At 72.1% G+C, this 16030-nt stretch carries 13 protein-coding genes and 1 pseudogene; 4 read left to right on the forward strand and 10 right to left on the reverse strand.

Annotated features, from left to right (window positions below):
- Nucleotides 1-68: 68 nt before the first annotated feature.
- Complete coding sequence (locus M2266_RS10545) at nt 69-848, reverse strand: maleylpyruvate isomerase family mycothiol-dependent enzyme (RefSeq protein ID WP_277437946.1); 780 nt, start codon at nt 846-848, stop codon at nt 69-71.
- Nucleotides 849-932: 84 nt separating this feature from the next.
- Here M2266_RS10545 and M2266_RS10550 point away from each other — a divergent pair, with 84 nt between their 5' ends.
- Nucleotides 933-1220: a hypothetical protein gene (locus M2266_RS10550; protein ID WP_277437947.1), complete on the forward strand. Its 288-nt coding sequence runs from the start codon at nt 933-935 to the stop codon at nt 1218-1220.
- Between the two features lie 383 nt (nt 1221-1603).
- On the opposite strand, the gene M2266_RS10555 is transcribed toward M2266_RS10550, so the two are convergent.
- The 3 genes from M2266_RS10555 to M2266_RS10565 are packed head-to-tail and all read right to left on the reverse strand — an operon-like array spanning nt 1604 to nt 4736.
- Nucleotides 1604-2713: a prenyltransferase/squalene oxidase repeat-containing protein gene (locus M2266_RS10555; RefSeq protein ID WP_277437948.1), complete on the reverse strand. Its 1110-nt coding sequence runs from the start codon at nt 2711-2713 to the stop codon at nt 1604-1606.
- On the reverse strand, nt 2710-3453 hold the full coding sequence (locus M2266_RS10560; RefSeq protein WP_269273791.1) for a class I SAM-dependent methyltransferase: 744 nt from the start codon (nt 3451-3453) through the stop codon (nt 2710-2712). The genes M2266_RS10555 and M2266_RS10560 overlap by 4 nt, the downstream gene beginning before the upstream one ends.
- Entirely contained in the window at nt 3447-4736 is a 1290-nt protein-coding gene (locus M2266_RS10565) for a glycosyltransferase family 4 protein (protein WP_277441150.1), read from the reverse strand. Before M2266_RS10565 ends, M2266_RS10560 begins: the two co-directional genes overlap by 7 nt.
- Nucleotides 4737-4970: 234 nt before the next feature.
- Here M2266_RS10565 and M2266_RS10570 point away from each other — a divergent pair, with 234 nt between their 5' ends.
- Nucleotides 4971-5594 carry a TetR family transcriptional regulator gene (locus tag M2266_RS10570; RefSeq protein WP_277437949.1) on the forward strand — a complete coding sequence of 208 codons (624 nt, stop codon included), beginning with the start codon at nt 4971-4973 and terminating at the stop codon, nt 5592-5594.
- A 628-nt stretch (nt 5595-6222) separates the two neighbouring features.
- Nucleotides 6223-6387 (forward strand): annotated as a pseudogene (locus M2266_RS10575) (helix-turn-helix transcriptional regulator); the annotation flags it as partial.
- Here M2266_RS10575 and M2266_RS10580 read toward each other — a convergent pair.
- From M2266_RS10580 to M2266_RS10605, 6 genes are all read right to left on the reverse strand, one after another.
- A complete protein-coding gene (locus M2266_RS10580; RefSeq protein WP_277437950.1) occupies nt 6313-8214 on the reverse strand; it encodes an ABC transporter ATP-binding protein in 1902 nt (633 codons plus the stop codon). The pseudogene M2266_RS10575 and the gene M2266_RS10580 overlap by 75 nt on opposite strands.
- Nucleotides 8211-10019, reverse strand: a complete 1809-nt coding sequence (locus tag M2266_RS10585) for an ABC transporter ATP-binding protein (protein WP_277437951.1) — start codon at nt 10017-10019, stop codon at nt 8211-8213. The genes M2266_RS10580 and M2266_RS10585 overlap by 4 nt, the downstream gene beginning before the upstream one ends.
- Before the next feature lie 103 nt (nt 10020-10122).
- The gene (locus M2266_RS10590) at nt 10123-10260 is read right to left on the reverse strand and encodes a SapB/AmfS family lanthipeptide (protein ID WP_277437952.1); all 138 of its coding nucleotides are present in this window, start codon (nt 10258-10260) and stop codon (nt 10123-10125) included.
- A gap of 16 nt (nt 10261-10276) precedes the next feature.
- Nucleotides 10277-12901, reverse strand: coding sequence for a class III lanthionine synthetase LanKC (lanKC, locus tag M2266_RS10595; RefSeq protein ID WP_277437953.1), 2625 nt, complete (start codon nt 12899-12901; stop codon nt 10277-10279).
- Nucleotides 12902-13066: 165 nt separating this feature from the next.
- Nucleotides 13067-13300, reverse strand: a complete 234-nt coding sequence (locus tag M2266_RS10600) for a ferredoxin (protein WP_277437954.1) — start codon at nt 13298-13300, stop codon at nt 13067-13069.
- On the reverse strand, nt 13300-14799 hold the full coding sequence (locus M2266_RS10605) for an aldehyde dehydrogenase (RefSeq protein WP_277437955.1): 1500 nt from the start codon (nt 14797-14799) through the stop codon (nt 13300-13302). The genes M2266_RS10600 and M2266_RS10605 overlap by 1 nt, the downstream gene beginning before the upstream one ends.
- Nucleotides 14800-14901: 102 nt before the next feature.
- Between M2266_RS10605 and M2266_RS10610 the strand changes: the two genes are divergently transcribed.
- Complete coding sequence (locus tag M2266_RS10610; protein ID WP_277437956.1) at nt 14902-15918, forward strand: MBL fold metallo-hydrolase; 1017 nt, start codon at nt 14902-14904, stop codon at nt 15916-15918.
- Nucleotides 15919-16030 lie beyond the last annotated feature (112 nt).

A 16030-nucleotide genomic window follows, 5' to 3' on the forward strand; every position in this document is an offset into this window, starting at 1 on the left:
CACACGTCCTCGCAGCATCACCCGGACGGCACACCCCCGCCACTCGGGCCCCACCCGTACGGAGCGGTTCAGAACGCCGTGCGCGCCAGCCAGTGGTCCAGCAGTTCGCGGTCGCCGAGCACCTGTACGCGCTCGCTGTCCAGCGGCAGCCGCCGGTAGAAGGCGAGCAGCAGGTCGGTGAGGGGAGCCCGCAGCGCCACGTCGCCCTTGGCGTGCTCGCGCCGCCAGGTGACGGACTCCGGGCCGCGCTCGATCACCCATTCGGCGACCAGTCCGTCCGGGCTGTCGGTGGCGTGCAGGTGCAGGGTCTGCCCGTGGCCGCGCAGTTCCGCCAGTTCCGGGGTCTGCTCGACGGCGAACGGATCGGTGACGATTTCCAGCCACTCGTCGATCGCGTCCGCGGCCAGTTCGGCCGGCGCGTGGTAGTCGCTCCAGGTGGCCAGTGCGGCGTCCGCCCGGTGCACCAGGGTCTCCAGGACCATCCGGCGGGCCCAGAAGCCCGCCTGCTGCGGCCGTGCCCAGGTCCACACGGGCAGTTCGGGACCGGCCTCGCGCAGAGTGGCCGCGAACCGCTCGGCGCCCTCGGCCAGCCAGCCGTCCAGCCCCGCGCCGGAGGGGGCCTCGTAGTCCGGCACCTGGTTCTCGGGGAGGTACTTCTCCGCTCTGGTGCCGACGATGGTCTCCGCCCAGCGGTGCGCCTGCCCGACATGGGCCGCCAGTTCGTGCAGGGTCCAGCCCGGACACGTCGGCACCTTGGCGCCGGGGTCGGAACCGCGGAGTGTGTCACGCAGCCGGGCGGTCTCCTCGACGATCGCCGTGCAGTACGCCTCGTGCTCCAACCAGGCCATGCGCCGCCATCCCTCCCCCTACTTCAGACCGAAAGGATTTTCCACCAGCAGTTTCAACCAGCCTATCGGGGCAATGCGAGGGGCATGTCCAGACGCTACCGAGGCAATCCCGCAGCGGCGATCATCCTGATCGTCGCAGATGTCGCGGCCTTGATACTGATCCTGTGGATACTCATGTATCTGCTGGACGCCAACAAGGCCAATGACCTGGTCAATTGGGTCCACCATTCGGCGAATTGGCTCGCGGGCTGGTCCCTCGACCTCTTCACCATGCAATCGGACAACCTCCGCACCGTGCTGAACTACGGCCTGCCGGCCGTGGTTTACCTGGTCATCGGCCATGCCGTGGCCGGCCGCGTCAATCGGGCCTGACGCGGGCAGCCCGGAGCAGCACGCTCAAGGAGCAGCAGAACCGGCTGTGATCGCCGCCAGGGCCGAACCGGCCCTGGCGGCAGCACCGGCCGGACACGACCTGGTGCTCTGGCCGGAAAGGTTCACCGGTTCGCGACGCGCGGCGCGGCACTTCTCCCCCAGCTACCGCTGGGGGTGCCCCCAGTGGTCGGAGTCGTCCGAGTACGTCCGGTACGAGGACGATCCTCCGCCGTGCGACGCACCGCGCCGGACGCCGCGCACCAGGCAAACCCTTCCGGCCGGAGCTCTAGGCCGTGTCTGACACATCCCGCCTGGCCCGGGACGCCTGGCACGCGCGCTCTCCCCCGCCCTCCGGGCGGACGCCGGTATGTGTCAGACACGGCCTAGCAGCAGCCGGCGTCGTCCGGAGCCAGGCCGATCGGGAGCCGCTCTCCCCCGAACACCGCGGTGGTCGCCTCGTCCCCCCCGAGCGCGGCCACCGCGAGCAGTAGTGCGCCCGCCGTCCAGGACGTACGTTCCTCCGGCCAGACGGCGTCGTCGTCGAAGACGTAGCCCGTCCAGTACATCCCGTCGTCCCCGGCACGCAGGTGCTGGATGTCGGCGAGGATCTCCACGGCGCGGTCCGACTCGCCCATCGCCCACAGCGCGAGGGCAAGTTCCGCGCTCTCCCCGCCGGTGACCCAGGGCCGGTCCGAGACGCAGCGGACCCCGAGGCCCGGCACCACGAACGTCTCCCAGTGCGCCTCGATGCGCTCCTTGGCGGCCGGGCCGCGCAGCGCGGTGCCGAGCACCGGGTAGTACCAGTCCATGGAGAAGCGCCCCTTGTCGAGGAAGCGCTCGGGGTGGTGCTGCACCGCGTGGCCGAGCAGCCCGGTCGCCAGCTCCCAGTCGGGCTGCGGCTCCTCGCGGTAGTCCGCGACGGCCAGCGCGCAGCGCAGCGCCTGGTAGATCGAGGACGAGCCGGTGAGCAGCGCCTCCTCGGGGAAGCCGCCGTCGTCGTCCCGCTTCCACGCGATGTGACCGCCGGGCAGCTGGAGCGCGAGCACGAACTCCACGGCGGAGTAGAGCGTCGGCCACAGGCGCTCCAGGAACGCGTCGTCGCCCGTGGACAGGTAGTGGTGCCAGATGCCGACGGCCACGTAGGCGACGAAGTTGGTCTCGCGGGTGCGGTCGGTGGGCTCGCCGGCGGCGACAGCCGCCTCCGCGCCCGGGACGTCCGCCGCGTACGAGTACGAGGCGTACCAGGAGCCGTCGGCGTTCTGCCGGTCGGCGAGCCAGCGGTACGCGGCCTCCGCGCGGCCGTGCTCGCCCGCCGCGTCCAGCGCCATGGCCGCCTCGACGTGGTCCCACGGGTCGAGGTGCCCGCCGGTGAACCACGGTATGGCGCCGTCGGCCCGCTGGATGGCGGCGATGCCCGCCACGGTCAGCTCGGCCTGCTCCGCCGTGAGGACGCCGGGCAGGACGAGGTGTTCGGTGCGCCCCGGACTCGTCACGCGTCCACCCGAGCGTCCAGCACGGGGGTGTGCGGCTTGGTGGCGTAGGCCACGAAGCTCTTGCCGATCAGCGGGTTGAGGGCCTGCTCGGCGACCTTGGTGGCCAGCGGCTTCTTCATGATGTCCCAGACCAGGAGCTTGTGGTACAGCTTCACCGGCAGGGCCTTGTCGTTGTCGACGCCGACCGCGCACTTGATCCACCAGTACGGGGAGTGCAGCCCGTGCGCGTGGTGGGTGCCGTACGGCCGCAGGCCCGCCTCGCGCATCTTGCCGAGCAGCTCGTCGCCGCGGTAGATGCGGATGTGGCCGCCCTCGACCTCGTGGTAGGCGTCGGAGAGCGCCCAGCAGATCTTCTCGGGTCCGTAGCGCGGCACGGTGATCGCGATCCGGCCGCCGGGGCGCAGCACGCGCACCATCTCGGCGAGCACGCCCTTGTCGTCGGGGATGTGTTCCATGACCTCGGAGATGATCACGACGTCGAAACTGTCGTCGGGGAACGGCAGCTGGAGCGCGTCCCCCTCCATCGCGACGGCGGACGCGCCGGCCGGGGCCTCGCCCTCCGCCTTCATCGCCGCGAACCATTTGGCGACCTCGCGGATCTCGTCGCCGTTGCGGTCCAGGGCGACGACGTTGGCGCCGCGCCGGTAGCACTCGAAGGCGTGCCTTCCGGCGCCGCAGCCCAGGTCGAGGACCCGGTCGCCTGGGGCGAGCGGGAAACGGGAGAAGTCGACGGTCAGCACGGAGCCTCTGCTTTCGTCCGGTGGGTCGGGGCGGGGGCGGCGGACTGGGCGGCGATCGCCGCTCGGTAGTGCTCGGCGGTGCCGATGGCGGCCTGTTCCCAGGTGAAGTGGCGCAGTACGCGCTCCCGGCCGGCCGCCCCGAGGCGGCGGCGCAGGTCCGCGTCCCCGAGCAGTCGGCCCAGGGCGGTGGCGAGCGCGCCGGCGTCGCCGGGGGGCACGGCCAGACAGGTCTCGCCGTCGGTCCCGGCGACCTCGGGGATCGCGCCTCCGGTGGTGGCGACCAGCGGGGTGCCGGTGGCCATCGCCTCGGCGGCGGGCAGCGAGAAGCCTTCGTAGAGGGAGGGCACGCAGGCGACCTCGGCGCCGCGGATGAGGTCGACGAGTTCGGCGTCGGTGATGCCCTTGACGAAGTCGATGGCGCCTTCGAGGCCGAACCGGGTGATGGCCGCGGCGACCGGTCCGTCCTCGGCGCGCCGGCCGACGACGACGAGATGCGCGTCGGGACGCTCCACGCGGAGCTTGGCGAGCGCTTCGACGAGGTGGATCAGGCCCTTGAGCGGCACGTCGGCGCTGGAAGTGGTGACGATCCGGCCGGGGATCTCGCGCACCGTGGCGTCCGGTGAGAAGAGCGTGGTGTCGGCGCCGATGTGGACGACGTGGACGCGCTCCTCCGCCACCCCCAGGTCCTCCACGATCTCGGCGCGGGAGGAGCCGGAGACGGTCAGCACGGACGGCAGCCGGCGCGCGACGCGCTTCTGCATCTGCGTGAAGCCGTACCAGCGGCGTACGGACAGCCGGCGCTTCCAGTTGGGCGCGGCGGCCAGGTCGAGGCGGCGGTCGACGGTGATGGGGTGATGGATCGTGGTGACCAGCGGGGTGCCCAGGCCGAGCAGTCCGTAGCCGAGCGTCTGGTTGTCGTGGATCACGTCGAACTGGCCGCGCCGGGCCGCCAGGTGCCGCCGGGCGCGCAGCGAGAAGGTCAGCGGCTCGGGGAAGCCGCCGGTCCACATCGTGCCGACCTCGACCGCGTCGATCCAGTCGCGGTACTCGCCGAGCCGGGGATTGCGGAACGGGTCGGGCTGCCGGTACAGATCCAGGCTGGGCAGCTCGGTGAGGGTCACACCGGCACCGACGGCGTCGAGCACCGGGTAGGGCTGGGCACCGATCACCTCGACGGTGTGGCCGAGCCGGGCGAGCTCACGGGAGAGGTGGCGTACGTAGACGCCCTGGCCCCCGCAGAAGGGGTTCCCCTTGTAGGTGAGCAGCGCGATCCGTAGTGGCATGGCCTCAACGGTCACTCCCGGCCCCCTTCTCACTCACTTCCGCCGGAGCGTAACCGGTCGCGCTAATCTAGAACAAGTTTCAGACTCGAACGTCCAGAACCGAATCTACCGGCAGCGGCACGGCCCCGAATGAGGCGGACCAGGTGATTCGCACCACGACACCGGTCCTGCCATCATGCAACGCAGTGCCACGGTGACCGCGGATTACGGATGGAATGTCACGGAATGGGACATATGACAACAGAACCCAAGCCGCCGACTCCGTCGTCGCCCCTGCTGACCGAGCGTCAGGAGGCTCGCCGCCGCCGCATCCTGCACGCCAGCGCGCAGCTGGCCTGCCGCGGCGGTTTCGACGCGGTGCAGATGCGCGAGGTCGCCGAGAACTCGGGCGTCGCCCTCGGCACCCTCTACCGCTACTTCCCCTCCAAGATCCATCTGCTGGTCGCCACCATGCAGGACCAGCTCAGCCAGATGCACGAGACGCTGCGCAAGCGTCCGCCGATTACCGCCGAGCCGGCCGAACGGGTCGCCGAGACGCTGATGCGCGCCTTCCGCGCGATGCAGCGCGAGCCCCATCTGGCCGACGCCATGGTGCGCGCCCTGACGTTCGCCGACCGTTCGGTGAGCCCCGAGGTCGACACCGTCTCCCGGCTCACCACCGCGATCATCCTGGACGCGATGGGCCTGGACGGCCCGCCCACCGCCGACCAGCTCTCCGCGGTGCGGGTGATCGAGCACACCTGGCACTCGGCCCTGGTGACCTGGCTCTCCGGCCGCGCCTCCATCGCCCAGGTGAAAATAGACATGGAAACCGTATGCCGCCTGATCGACCTGACGGCGCCGGAGCGCAGCGCCTGAGGAGACGGCTCACTCGCCGTGTGCGGGAAAGCATTCGCCGACCTCTGCCGGGACCTGCCGTTGCGGGCCGGTGGAATGTGCCAATGGCACCGCCGTGCGGTCCCTGTCGCACGCACATTCCCAGCGTGCGGGGGGCACATGGGCGCAACGAATGCGCCTGCGTGCATCTCCTTGGCCGGATTAAGGGGCCATCCTCGGCCATATCGCGGGTACGAATGGGTTTGCTCACACGGTCCGGTCCACGGGTTTCTCGAAGGGGCTTAATGTGATCCGGGTTTTACTGGTACATGACACATGGCTGATGCGATCCGCGCTCGCAGCGCTGCTGAGCAGGGAACACGACATCGAAGTGGTGGCCACGCCCTGGCGCAACGCACCAAGACGCGCTCGGTCGTTACAGCCTCAAGTCTGTGTGGTCGACGTGGACTGTCCCGGCGCCAACGCCGGCGACGTCTCCCAACTGACAGAGTTACAGGACTATGCAGTCGGCCAGAAATGCGCGTTGCTCGTGCTGGCCACCGCGAGCCGTCCGGGCCTGCTGCGCCGCGCGTCGCAGGCCCGTGCGCTGGGTTTCGTCAACAAGGACGCACCGCCGGAAGAGCTGGTCCGCGGAATTCGCCGAGTCGCCATGGGGGAACGTTTCGTCGACAATTCACTCGCTTTCGATTTTCTGCAGGCGGCCGACATCCCGCTGACGCCCCGCGAGTTGAGCGTGCTGTCACTCGCCGCCGAGGGCGCGTCCATCGGCGAGATCGCCCGCGTCCTGCACCTGTGCAACGGCACCGTGCGCAACTACATGGCCGCGATCACCCGCAAGACGGGCGCCCGCAACCGGGTCGACGCGATACGAATATCCCGGGTGGCCGGTTGGCTCTGACCAGTTCCCCACCAGGTCCCGGTAGAGCGCGGACCGCTCCAGCAGCTCCTCGTGCGTGCCGCAGAGTGTGTGCGTGCCATCCATGACCAGCACCCGGTCCGCGCGCCGCGCCGAGCTGATGCGGTGCGCGATCACGATCAGCGCCCCGCCGCCCGGGCGCAGCGCGAAGGCCCGCTCCGCACGCGCCTCCGCCGCCGGGTCGAGGTAGCAGGTCGCCTCGTCGAGCAGCACCAGGGGCGCGGGCGACAGATAGGCGCGGGTCAGCGCCAGCAGCTGCCGCTCCCCCTGGGACAGGGTGCCCGGTTCCGCGACGGCGTCCAGTCCGCCCATCCGGCCGAGCAGTTCCGTCATGCCGACGGTCTCGGCCGCGGCCCGCAGCCGGCTGTCGGGGACGGGCTCAGGACCCGGGCACAGGTAGGCGAGGTTGTCCCGCACGCTTCCCGCGAAGACGTACGCCTCCTGCGGGATCAGCACCCGCATCCCCGGCAGCTCGGTGGCCGGCCGCTCCCGCAGCGGCCGGCCACCGAGCTCCACCGTGCCCCCGCCCGGGCGCAGCAGCCCCGAAATGAGTCCGGCGAGGGTCGACTTGCCGATCCCGCTCGGCCCCACGACCGCCAGATGGCAGCCGCGCGGCACCACCAGGTCCAGCTCCCGGACCACGGGCTCGGCCAGTTCCCCGTACGCGAAGGTGACGCCGCGCAACTCCACGGCGGGGGCGGCGGGCCGGGGCGCGGGCACCTCGATACGCGACGCCTCCGCGGCCCGGAGGCTCCCCGCGTCCGGCACGTCGGCCCGGGGCATGAGGCGTCCGAGGACGACGACGAACCGTGAGCCGGCCGTGCCCAGTCCCTGGGTCAGGCTCTGGAGGGCGGGCAGCAGCGACTGCGTGAGGTAGGCGAGGGCGCCGACCAGCGCACCCGCGGTCACCCCTCTGCGCAGCAGCCACGGCGCCGAGGCGAGCAGCAGGACGACGGGGAGCCGGCCGCCGACGCCCAGGGCCAGCGCGCGCAGCACTCCCCAGTGGGCCAGGACCCGGGACGCCCGGAACTCGGTGTCGATCCGCCGCTCGGCCTCCGCCGTCATCCGCTCCTCGGCGCCGCAGGCGGCGATGTCGCGCAGCCCGGCGGCCATCGCGCCCACGCTCTCGGCCACGTCCTCGTTCGCGGCGAGGAAGGCCGCCTGGCGCCGGTTCATCGGCCGCAGCGTCAGGCAGAAGAGCCCGAGCCCCACGAAGAGTGGTGGCACGACGACGAGCAGCAGGACGGGAGCCAGCGAGAGCAGCCCGATGAGGGCGCCCGCGACGGTGAACAGGAAGGACCGCGACACCATCACGAGCCCGGCGAACGTGTCACGGGCGATCTCGACCTGCTGGGTCAGCCGGGAGACGACCGCGGTGTCCGCGCCGCCGTGCGGATCGCCCACGGCGTCCGCGAGGCCCCGGGTCACCACCCGTCGCACCAGGCCGTCGCGCAGCGGTTCCACCAGGGCAGCCACCGCGCGGTAGACCCGGCCGGTGCCGAACGCACCCGCCGCCACGGCCAGCGCGGCGAGGCCCAGCCAGCCGAGACCCACCGCGGCGCGGCCCGCGAGGAACCCGTCGTCCAGGGCTCGCGCCAGGGCGAATCCGGTCAGGAACGTCTCGACGGCTTCGAGCACCGACCACCCGAGGAGGGCACCCACCACCCGCGGCCGATGCCGCAGGAAGCGGATCCCCTCGGCCCACAGGCCGGACCGTCGCTTCACGATCCCTCCTCTCCTTCCACAGCCGCACCCGGATCGGCCGGGGCGTGGAAGACCGCCCGGTACTCCGGCAGCCGCCACAGGTGGTCGTGCGGGGCGACGGCCCGGACGCGGCCGGCGTCGAGCCAGGCGACGAGGTCGGCGCGGGCGGCGGTGGAGGCGCGGTGCGCCACGATCAGCCGGGAGCGGTCGGGGGTGGGGCTCAGCAGTGCGGCCGTGACACGGAACTCGGTGACCGTGTCCAGGCTGGACGTCGCGTCGTCGAGGATCAGCAGCCGGCCCGGGTGGGCGAAGGCGCGGGCGAGCCCGAGCCGCTGCGACTCGCCACCGGAAAGGAAGGCGTCACCGCAGGGCGTGGCGTACTTCTCCGGCAGGAGCTGGATGAAGGAGTCGGCGCAGGCGGTGCCCGCGGCCTCGGTGACCGTCTCCGCTGCCGGCTCGGGGATGCCGAAGGCGATGGTGCCGCCGATGGTTCCACCCAGCAGCGCGGGGCGTTCGAAGGCGTAGCCGACGGCGCCGCGCAGTTCGTCGTGGGAGAGCGTGCGGAGCGCGACGCCGTCGAGCGCCACGGTTCCCCGGTCCGGGTCGGCGAGCCGCCCGGCGATCGCGGCCAGTACGGACTTGCCGGTGCCGGACCGTCCGACGAGGGCCACGGACGTGCCGCCGGGCACCGTCAGGTCGAGGCCGTCCAGGACGGCGCGGCCGCCGCGCACGGCGGTGATGCCGCGCAGTTCGAGCCGTCCCGTGCCGCCGGCCGGGAGGTGGTCGTGCCCGTATGCGGTGGCCGGTTCGGCGAGCACTTCGGCGAGGCGCCGGGCGGCGGTGCGGCTGCGGACCAGGCCGTTGATCTGCCCGACGGCCATCCCCAGCGCGGTGGCGAGCACGGCGTACCGCGAGGCCGCCAGCAGGTCGCCGACGCTCAGGTGCCCCTGCGCGACGCGCAGGCCGCCGACCGCGAGGACGGCGATCTGCAGCAGCGGGACGATGACGGCGGCCTGGGCGTTGGAACGGCCCTGGACCTGCCACATCCGCAGCCCTTGGCGGCGCAGTTCGGGCAGCGGCTCCAGGACGCGGGCGACCTCCCGTTCGGTGGTCGCGGCGGCGGCGATGGTGCGGGCGCCGCCGAGCGCTTCGACCAGCCGGCCGGCGATCTCGCCTTGCGCGCTCTGGTAGCGCGCGACGCTGTCGGTGGCGCGCCGGACGAAGGCCCGCAGGGTCAGGGCCAGGACCGGCAGTCCGGCGAGGAACGCGACGGCCGGCCAGGGGTCGATGAGGGCGAGTGCGACGAGCCCGCCGACCGGGGTGATCACGGTGGCGAGCAGGGTGGCGAGCGCGGCCGGGGCGGTACCGGCGTGGGCCGCGTTGCCGATGAGCCGGGCGACCAGGTCGCCGGGCGGGAAGCGGGAGGTGGCGCGCGGTCCCGTGGCCAGGACGTGGCGCAGCAGCCTGCCACGTACCCAGGCGGTGCCGCGGGCGTTGGTGACGCCGGTGATCAGCCCGTCGACGGCGTCGAGCAGGACGATCACGCAGGTGAGGGCGGTGCAGAGCAGAATCCAGTGCGTCGCCTGCGGTCCGCTGTCGCGGGCGAGCAGCAGGTCCAGGGTCCTGCCGAGGGCGGCCGGGAGGGCCAGGCCGATGACCGCGGAGGCGGTGGTGCACAGGCAGAGCGCGGTGCCGCGGGCCGCGCTGTGCCGGACCGCCGCGCGCAGCAGCCGGTCGGCCTCTGCCGCGACGGGCCCCACGGATCCGGTGGCGGCGGTGGATGTGCCGGCGGTCCCGCTGGTCTCCGTACCGGTGGAGGGCGCCATGGGGTGGAGGTCCTCACCTCGTGGGGACGGGTACGGTCCCGGGCGGTGTGAGGCCGCCCGGGACCGTTTCCGTGCTCAGTTGCCTGGTGGTGTCACCAACAGGTCAGAGGCAGAGCAGAACGCTGCCGTGGCTGTTCGTGTCGCAGAGGAGGAGGCTCGCGCTGCTGACGTCGCCGCCGCCGCCGCCACCGCCGGAGTGGCCCTTGGGGGTTTCCATGCTCTGAAGGTCGAGAAGTGCCATGGTGTGTTCCTTTCCATCATGGGGACGGGGTTGTTGTTTCGGACCCGGTGAAGGGACCGTTCTGGGGCCGCTTGAGCGGCGGGAGGAACGGGAGGGCCGCGGGCTGTGCGCCCAGTGCCGCGCCGAGCGCGAGCAGGCAGCCGGCCGTTCCGGTGTTGAGGTCCATGGAGAGCCGCATCATCTGGTCGCCAGGGAAGGCGAGATGCCCCTGGTAGGGCATGGCGTACCAGTCGAGTGCGGCGATCTGGGCGGCGAGGTGGCCGGGGGCTGCGTCCGGGGCCGTGGTGCGGGCGAGGTGCAGGACCATGCCCGCCCGTCCGTTGAACAGCCCCGGCTGCGCGTAGTAGCGCGACGTCGCGGCCGGCAGGATCCCGGCCCGCGCCCGTTCGAACTCCTCATCCGGGCGGTGCGCGAGGTAGTCGTCGAGGACCATGCCGATGCCGACGCTGCCCGCGCCCAGATAGGGCATGGTGCGGAAGCCCTCGTCGACGACCAGGGTGCCCTCACGGTCCTCGCGGCAGTTGGCGAGGTCCTGACGGAGCGCGGTCGCGGCGACGTCGAGCAGGGCGGGCGCGCCCGTCTGCTCGTACAGGCGCAGGAAGAGCAGGGCGGAACCGGTGGCGCCGCGCAACAGCCCGGTGTGGCTGCCGGGCTCGCCGCCCAGCCGGTCGGCGAGCAACTGGGCCGCTTCGACGGCCTTCTCGCGCAGCACGCTCTCGCCGGTGGTCCGGGACAGGTGCTCGAGGGCCAGGCCCACACCGGCGAGACCGCCGTACAGGTCGGGCACCAGGCGCTGCCACTTCTCGCCCAGCACGCGTTCGGTCAGGTCCAGGGCGCGCGGGGTGTGGCCGAGCCGGTCGAGGACGAACGCGGTGCCGAGCAGACCGTCGTAGAGGCCGAGCAGCGTGCCGGGCGGCGGCGGGTCGGTGCGGCGCAGCAGCCATTCCTCACCGGCTTCGTACCGGTCGGCGCCGGTCTCCGCGAGGGCGTACAGGACACCGGCGGCGCCGTGCGCCAGGCCGATGCCGCCGCCGTCGGAGAACTGGGCGACGTCGCCGGGGAAGAGCCGGTCGTCGCGCTCCGGGGTGGCCGAGGCGAGGATCGCGGCGACCATCGAGTCCCGGCCGCGCGGCCAGTCGGCCGCCCGCACGGGCACGTACGACGAGGTCCGGCCGCGGGTGGCGGGGCCGGTGCCGGTGATGGTCTCCACGGCCTGGTCCAGGAACTCCCTGGGCACCGGGAACTCCTCGGCGATCACGTCCGCCAGGTGCACGGCCTTGTCGCGGTCCACCACGAACAGCGTCGTCATCGGCAGGAACAGCGCGAGGCGCAGGCAGGCGAGCGCGTACCGGTCGACGTCGAAGCCCCTGCGGTCCGCCGGAGCGATGAAGCCGGGGTGGGCCAGGGCCTGGCGGGTGTGCTCGTCGATGTGCGCGGCGGCCTCGAAGTCCAGCAGCGAGACGGACCGTTCGTCGGGCCCGACCATGATGTTGAACATGTGCAGGTCGTTGAAGACCACGCCCCGGCTGTGGACGGCTTCGACGGCCTTCTCGACCGCCGCGTGGATGCCCAGCGCCCAGTCGGTGTAGTCGGCGACGGCCGCGGGGTCGGGGTCCTTGGAGATCAGCGGGTGGCGCTGGGCGAAGAACGAGTTGAGGGTGCGGCCCTCCAGGAAGTCCATCACCAGGAAGCGGTGGTCGCCCAGGACGAACCAGTCGCGGACCTCGGGGGCGACGCCCAGTCCCGACAGCCGTTCCAGGGCGGTCTTCTCGCGCTCCAGCCGGGCGACGGCGTCGGCCCCGTCGGCGGCCAGCCCGGCGTGCGGCCTGGCCTCCTTGAGGACGACCTTCTCACCGGTCCGCACGTCCTGGCCGGTGTAGACCCCGCCGCCGTTGGAGAAGTGCAGCGCGCTCTCGATGCGGTACGGCAGGTCGTTGGTGGTCGTGGCGTTGCGGACGTCCAGGTGCGGCTGCAGGAAGTCGGGCAGCGTCACCCATGACGGCACGTGGAAGGCCGGCTCGCGGCGGTCCGGTACGAGCACCCCGTCGGCGTCCTCGATCGCGGCGACCAGCGCACCCGATCCGTCGACGCAGTAGCGCGCGGCGAAGCCGCCGTAGCGGACGTAGAGCGGTCCCTGGTTCCAGCGCAGGTCGCTGAGGATGTACGGGCCGGCCTCACCGGCCAGTAACTCCTCCAGCTCCCGCAGGACGGTGTGCAGTTGATCCTCGTCCGACGGGTAGATGGTCACGCACTTGCCGCTGGAGGCCCGCGCCGCGTACTTGGAGTTGCGCAGGTGCAGGGCGTGCGGCCCGGGGACGAACTTGAACGGTATGCCGCGCGGGACGCAGTGGTCCCACACCTTCGCGATGGTCTTCTCGGCGTTCTCCAGACACGCGGAGACATGGATCTTCCACCCCTGCGGGGGCGATCCGGGTCTCGGCGCTCCAGCGGCGTCCACCGGCGTGAAGTGCAGCCAGTCGCCGGTGCGTCCGGTGCGCCAGCCGTCGGGGACGGGGCGCTGCGCCGGCTCGAAGAGCGGGGCGCCGGATCCTCGGTCGGACGCGGAGCCGGCGGACAAGCGGTCAGGGGTCTCGTAGAAATACCTGTCGACTAGGCAAAAGACCTCGTACCGCTTGTCCATGGCTCTCCCCCTCCGGCCGCGAGGTCTCGAGATTTTCACGTGGCCGAAACGGGGAACAGTCGCGTCCGTAACGAAACACCCGTGCAGAACGCATATGTGCGTAATGCACGGGTGTCCGAGCGCTGTGCGGAACCTGCGCTGACCTGCGGCGGGACGGTTCTGCCGCTACTCCTCCGGCGGGAAGACCGGTTCCCCGGTGACGAGCAGGGTGAGGGCGATCGCCTCCACCGGGCAGTTCTCGGCGGCCGCCAGCAGCACCTCCGAGGCGTCGGCCTCGGAGGTGACCGGATGGGACTGCCGGGCACCGTCGAGGGCGAAGCCGTCCGGGGCCGAGTTGACGCACATGCCGGAGCCGATGCAGACCGTGCGGTCCACCTCGATGTGCCAGCGGTCGCCCATCAGCCCTCCGCCCCCGCCGTACCGGACGCCCCGGTGCCGGCCGCCGGCTGGTACCCGGCCGGCAGGTGGATCATCTTGTGCTCCAGGTACTCGCCGAAGCCCTCGGGGCCGAACTCCCGTCCCAGACCGGAGTTCTTGTAGCCGCCGAACGGGCCGAGCATGTCGAGGCTGAAGGTGTTCACCGAGTAGGTGCCGGTACGGACCCGGCGGGCGATGTCGACGCCGTGCTCGACGTCGGCGGTCCAGACGCTGCCGGAGAGCCCGAACTCGGAGTCGTTGGCGATCCGCAGCGCCTCGGCCTCGTCCTCGTACGGGAGCAGGCAGATGACCGGGCCGAAGATCTCCTCGCGGGCGATCCGCATGGAGTTGGTGACGTCGCCGAAGAGCGTCGGCTCCACGTACCAGCCGGTGTCCAGGCCCGCCGGTCGGCCGCCGCCGGTCAGGACCTTGGCACCCTCCTCCTGGCCGATGCCGATGAAGTCGAACGAGCGCTGCTGCTGCCGCTTCGCGACCAACGGGCCGACCTCGGTGGCCGGGTCGAGCGGGTCGCCGACGACCAGCGCGGAGGCGGCCGCGGCGAAGCGCTCGGCGATCTCGTCATAGCGCGAGCGCGGCGCCAGGATTCGGGTCTGGGCCACGCACGCCTGGCCGTTGTTCATCCAGGCGGCCGAGGTGATGCCGGGGACGGCGGTGTCCAGGTCCGCGTCGGAGAGGATGACGGCGGCGGACTTGCCGCCCAGCTCCAGGGTGACGCGGGTGAGGTTGCGGGACGCGACCTCCATCACCCGCCGGCCTGCCGCGACCGAGCCGGTGAACGACACCTTGTCGACGCCGGGGTGCCCGACGAGGTACTCGCTGACCTCGCGCCCGGCCGGCACGATCGACAGCACGCCCTCGGGCAGCCCGGCCTCCCGGGTGATCTCGGCCAGCACGTACGCATCGAGCGGGGTCTCAGGCGACGGCTTCAACACGACCGTGCAGCCGGTGAGCAGCGCGGGGGCCAGCTTGGCGGCGGCGGTGAACTGCGGGACGTTCCACGGCACCACGGCCGCGACGACCCCGACGGGTTCGCGGCGGACCAGGATCGGGCCGAGGACGCCGGTGCGGTGCTCCTCGTAGGGGAAGTCGCGGGCGACGGTGATCGCCGCGTCCCACACCATCATCGCGCCGAGCGCCTGGGCGAGGATGCTCCAGGAGTAGGGGGAGCCGTTCTCCGAGCTGATGAGACGGCCGATCTCGTCATACCGGACGGCGATCGCGTCCTTGATGCGGGTGACGACGGCGATCCGCTCGTCGAGGCTCATCCGCGGCCACGGGCCCTCGTCGAACGCCTCGCGGGCCGCGGCGACCGCGCGGTCCACGTCCGCGCGGGAGGCGTGCGGCACCCGTCCGATGACCTGCTCGGTGTGCGGGGAGATGACCTCGATGGTCTCGCTGCCGAGCGGATCCACCAACTCCCCGCCGATGAACAGCTGTCCGTGTTCTATGAGGTCGGTCATTACTGGTGCCTCCTGCGGGTCGGCCCATACCTGACGCTGTTTCAGAACTGATACCAGTTCTAGTTATAGTGGGCAATGACTTCGTCGGCGAGAGGGGACCAGATGGTGCGCGTGACCGACCACGGCGGAGGGGTCTGGAGCATCCCGGTCCCGATCCCCGACAACCCCCTCGGCCACACGCTCGTCCACCTCCTGGACACCGACCGCGGTCCCGTGCTGATCGACACCGGCTGGGACGACCCGGACTCGTACGCCGCCCTGGAGGCCGGCCTCGTCGAGGCGGGCACCTCCGTCGCCGCGGTGCACGGTGTCCTCATCACCCACCACCACCCCGACCACCACGGGCTCTCCGCGCGGGTCCGCGAGGCCTCCGGCGCCTGGATCGCCATGCACGAGGCCGACGCGGCCGTGGTGCGCCGCACCCGGTCCGCCGCGCCGGCCCGCTGGCTGACCTACATGACGGCCAAACTCGCCGCGGCAGGCGCCCCCGAGGAGCACCTCGCCCCGCTGCGCGCCGCCCGCGAATCGGGCCGGATGTCCACCCTGCCGGGGCTGCGGCCCGCGCTCCCGGACCGCGACATCGTCCCCGGCGAGCTCGTGGACCTCGCCGGACGGCGGCTGCGCGCCATCTGGACACCCGGCCACACCCCCGGCCACGTCTGCCTGTTCCTGGAGGAGGGCCGGCGGCTGTTCTCCGGCGACCACCTGCTGCCGGGCATCTCCCCGCACATCGGGCTGTACGAGGACCCCGACGACGCCGTCGAGACCGATCCGCTCGGCGACTACCTCGCCTCGCTGGAGCGCATCGGCCGGCTCGACCCCGACGAGGTGCTGCCCGCCCACCAGTACGCGTTCAAGGACGCCGCGGGCCGGGTGCGGGAGCTGCTCGACCACCACGAGGAGCGGCTGAACGGGCTGCGGGCGCTCATCACGGACGCACCGCGCACGCCCTGGCAGCTCGCCGAGGTGATGGAGTGGAACCGTCCCTGGGAGCAGATCCCGTTCGGCTCCCGCAACATCGCCGTCTCCGAGGCCGAGGCGCATCTGCGGCGGCTGGTGAAGGCCGGCCGCGCGGAGGCCGTCCCCGGCTCCGACCCGGTCACCTACCAGGCGGTCTGACGGAACGGGCGGCCGGGGGCGGGCGGGCCGGGACCGGGAGCGGTGCCCGCAGGGCATACGATGTTCGGGACAATTCCATCCACGTCCGAGCGGGGGAAGCCGGCGCGAATCC

It is taken from the genome of Streptomyces sp. SPB162 (assembly GCF_029504575.1).
Taxonomy (GTDB): domain Bacteria; phylum Actinomycetota; class Actinomycetes; order Streptomycetales; family Streptomycetaceae; genus Actinacidiphila.

What these genes read in the sequence shown, in the direction of transcription:
- M2266_RS10545 (WP_277437946.1), bottom strand. Translation starts at nt 848, where the DNA reads ATGGCCTGGTTGGAGCACGAGGCGTACTGCACGGCGATCGTCGAGGAG.
- M2266_RS10550 (WP_277437947.1), top strand. Translation starts at nt 933, where the DNA reads ATGTCCAGACGCTACCGAGGCAATCCCGCAGCGGCGATCATCCTGATC.
- M2266_RS10565 (WP_277441150.1), bottom strand. Translation starts at nt 4,736, where the DNA reads ATGCCACTACGGATCGCGCTGCTCACCTACAAGGGGAACCCCTTCTGC.
- M2266_RS10570 (WP_277437949.1), top strand. Translation starts at nt 4,971, where the DNA reads ATGACAACAGAACCCAAGCCGCCGACTCCGTCGTCGCCCCTGCTGACC.
- M2266_RS10585 (WP_277437951.1), bottom strand. Translation starts at nt 10,019, where the DNA reads ATGGCGCCCTCCACCGGTACGGAGACCAGCGGGACCGCCGGCACATCC.
- M2266_RS10590 (WP_277437952.1), bottom strand. Translation starts at nt 10,260, where the DNA reads ATGGCACTTCTCGACCTTCAGAGCATGGAAACCCCCAAGGGCCACTCC.
- lanKC (WP_277437953.1), bottom strand. Translation starts at nt 12,901, where the DNA reads ATGGACAAGCGGTACGAGGTCTTTTGCCTAGTCGACAGGTATTTCTAC.
- M2266_RS10600 (WP_277437954.1), bottom strand. Translation starts at nt 13,300, where the DNA reads ATGGGCGACCGCTGGCACATCGAGGTGGACCGCACGGTCTGCATCGGC.
- M2266_RS10605 (WP_277437955.1), bottom strand. Translation starts at nt 14,799, where the DNA reads ATGACCGACCTCATAGAACACGGACAGCTGTTCATCGGCGGGGAGTTG.
- M2266_RS10610 (WP_277437956.1), top strand. Translation starts at nt 14,902, where the DNA reads ATGGTGCGCGTGACCGACCACGGCGGAGGGGTCTGGAGCATCCCGGTC.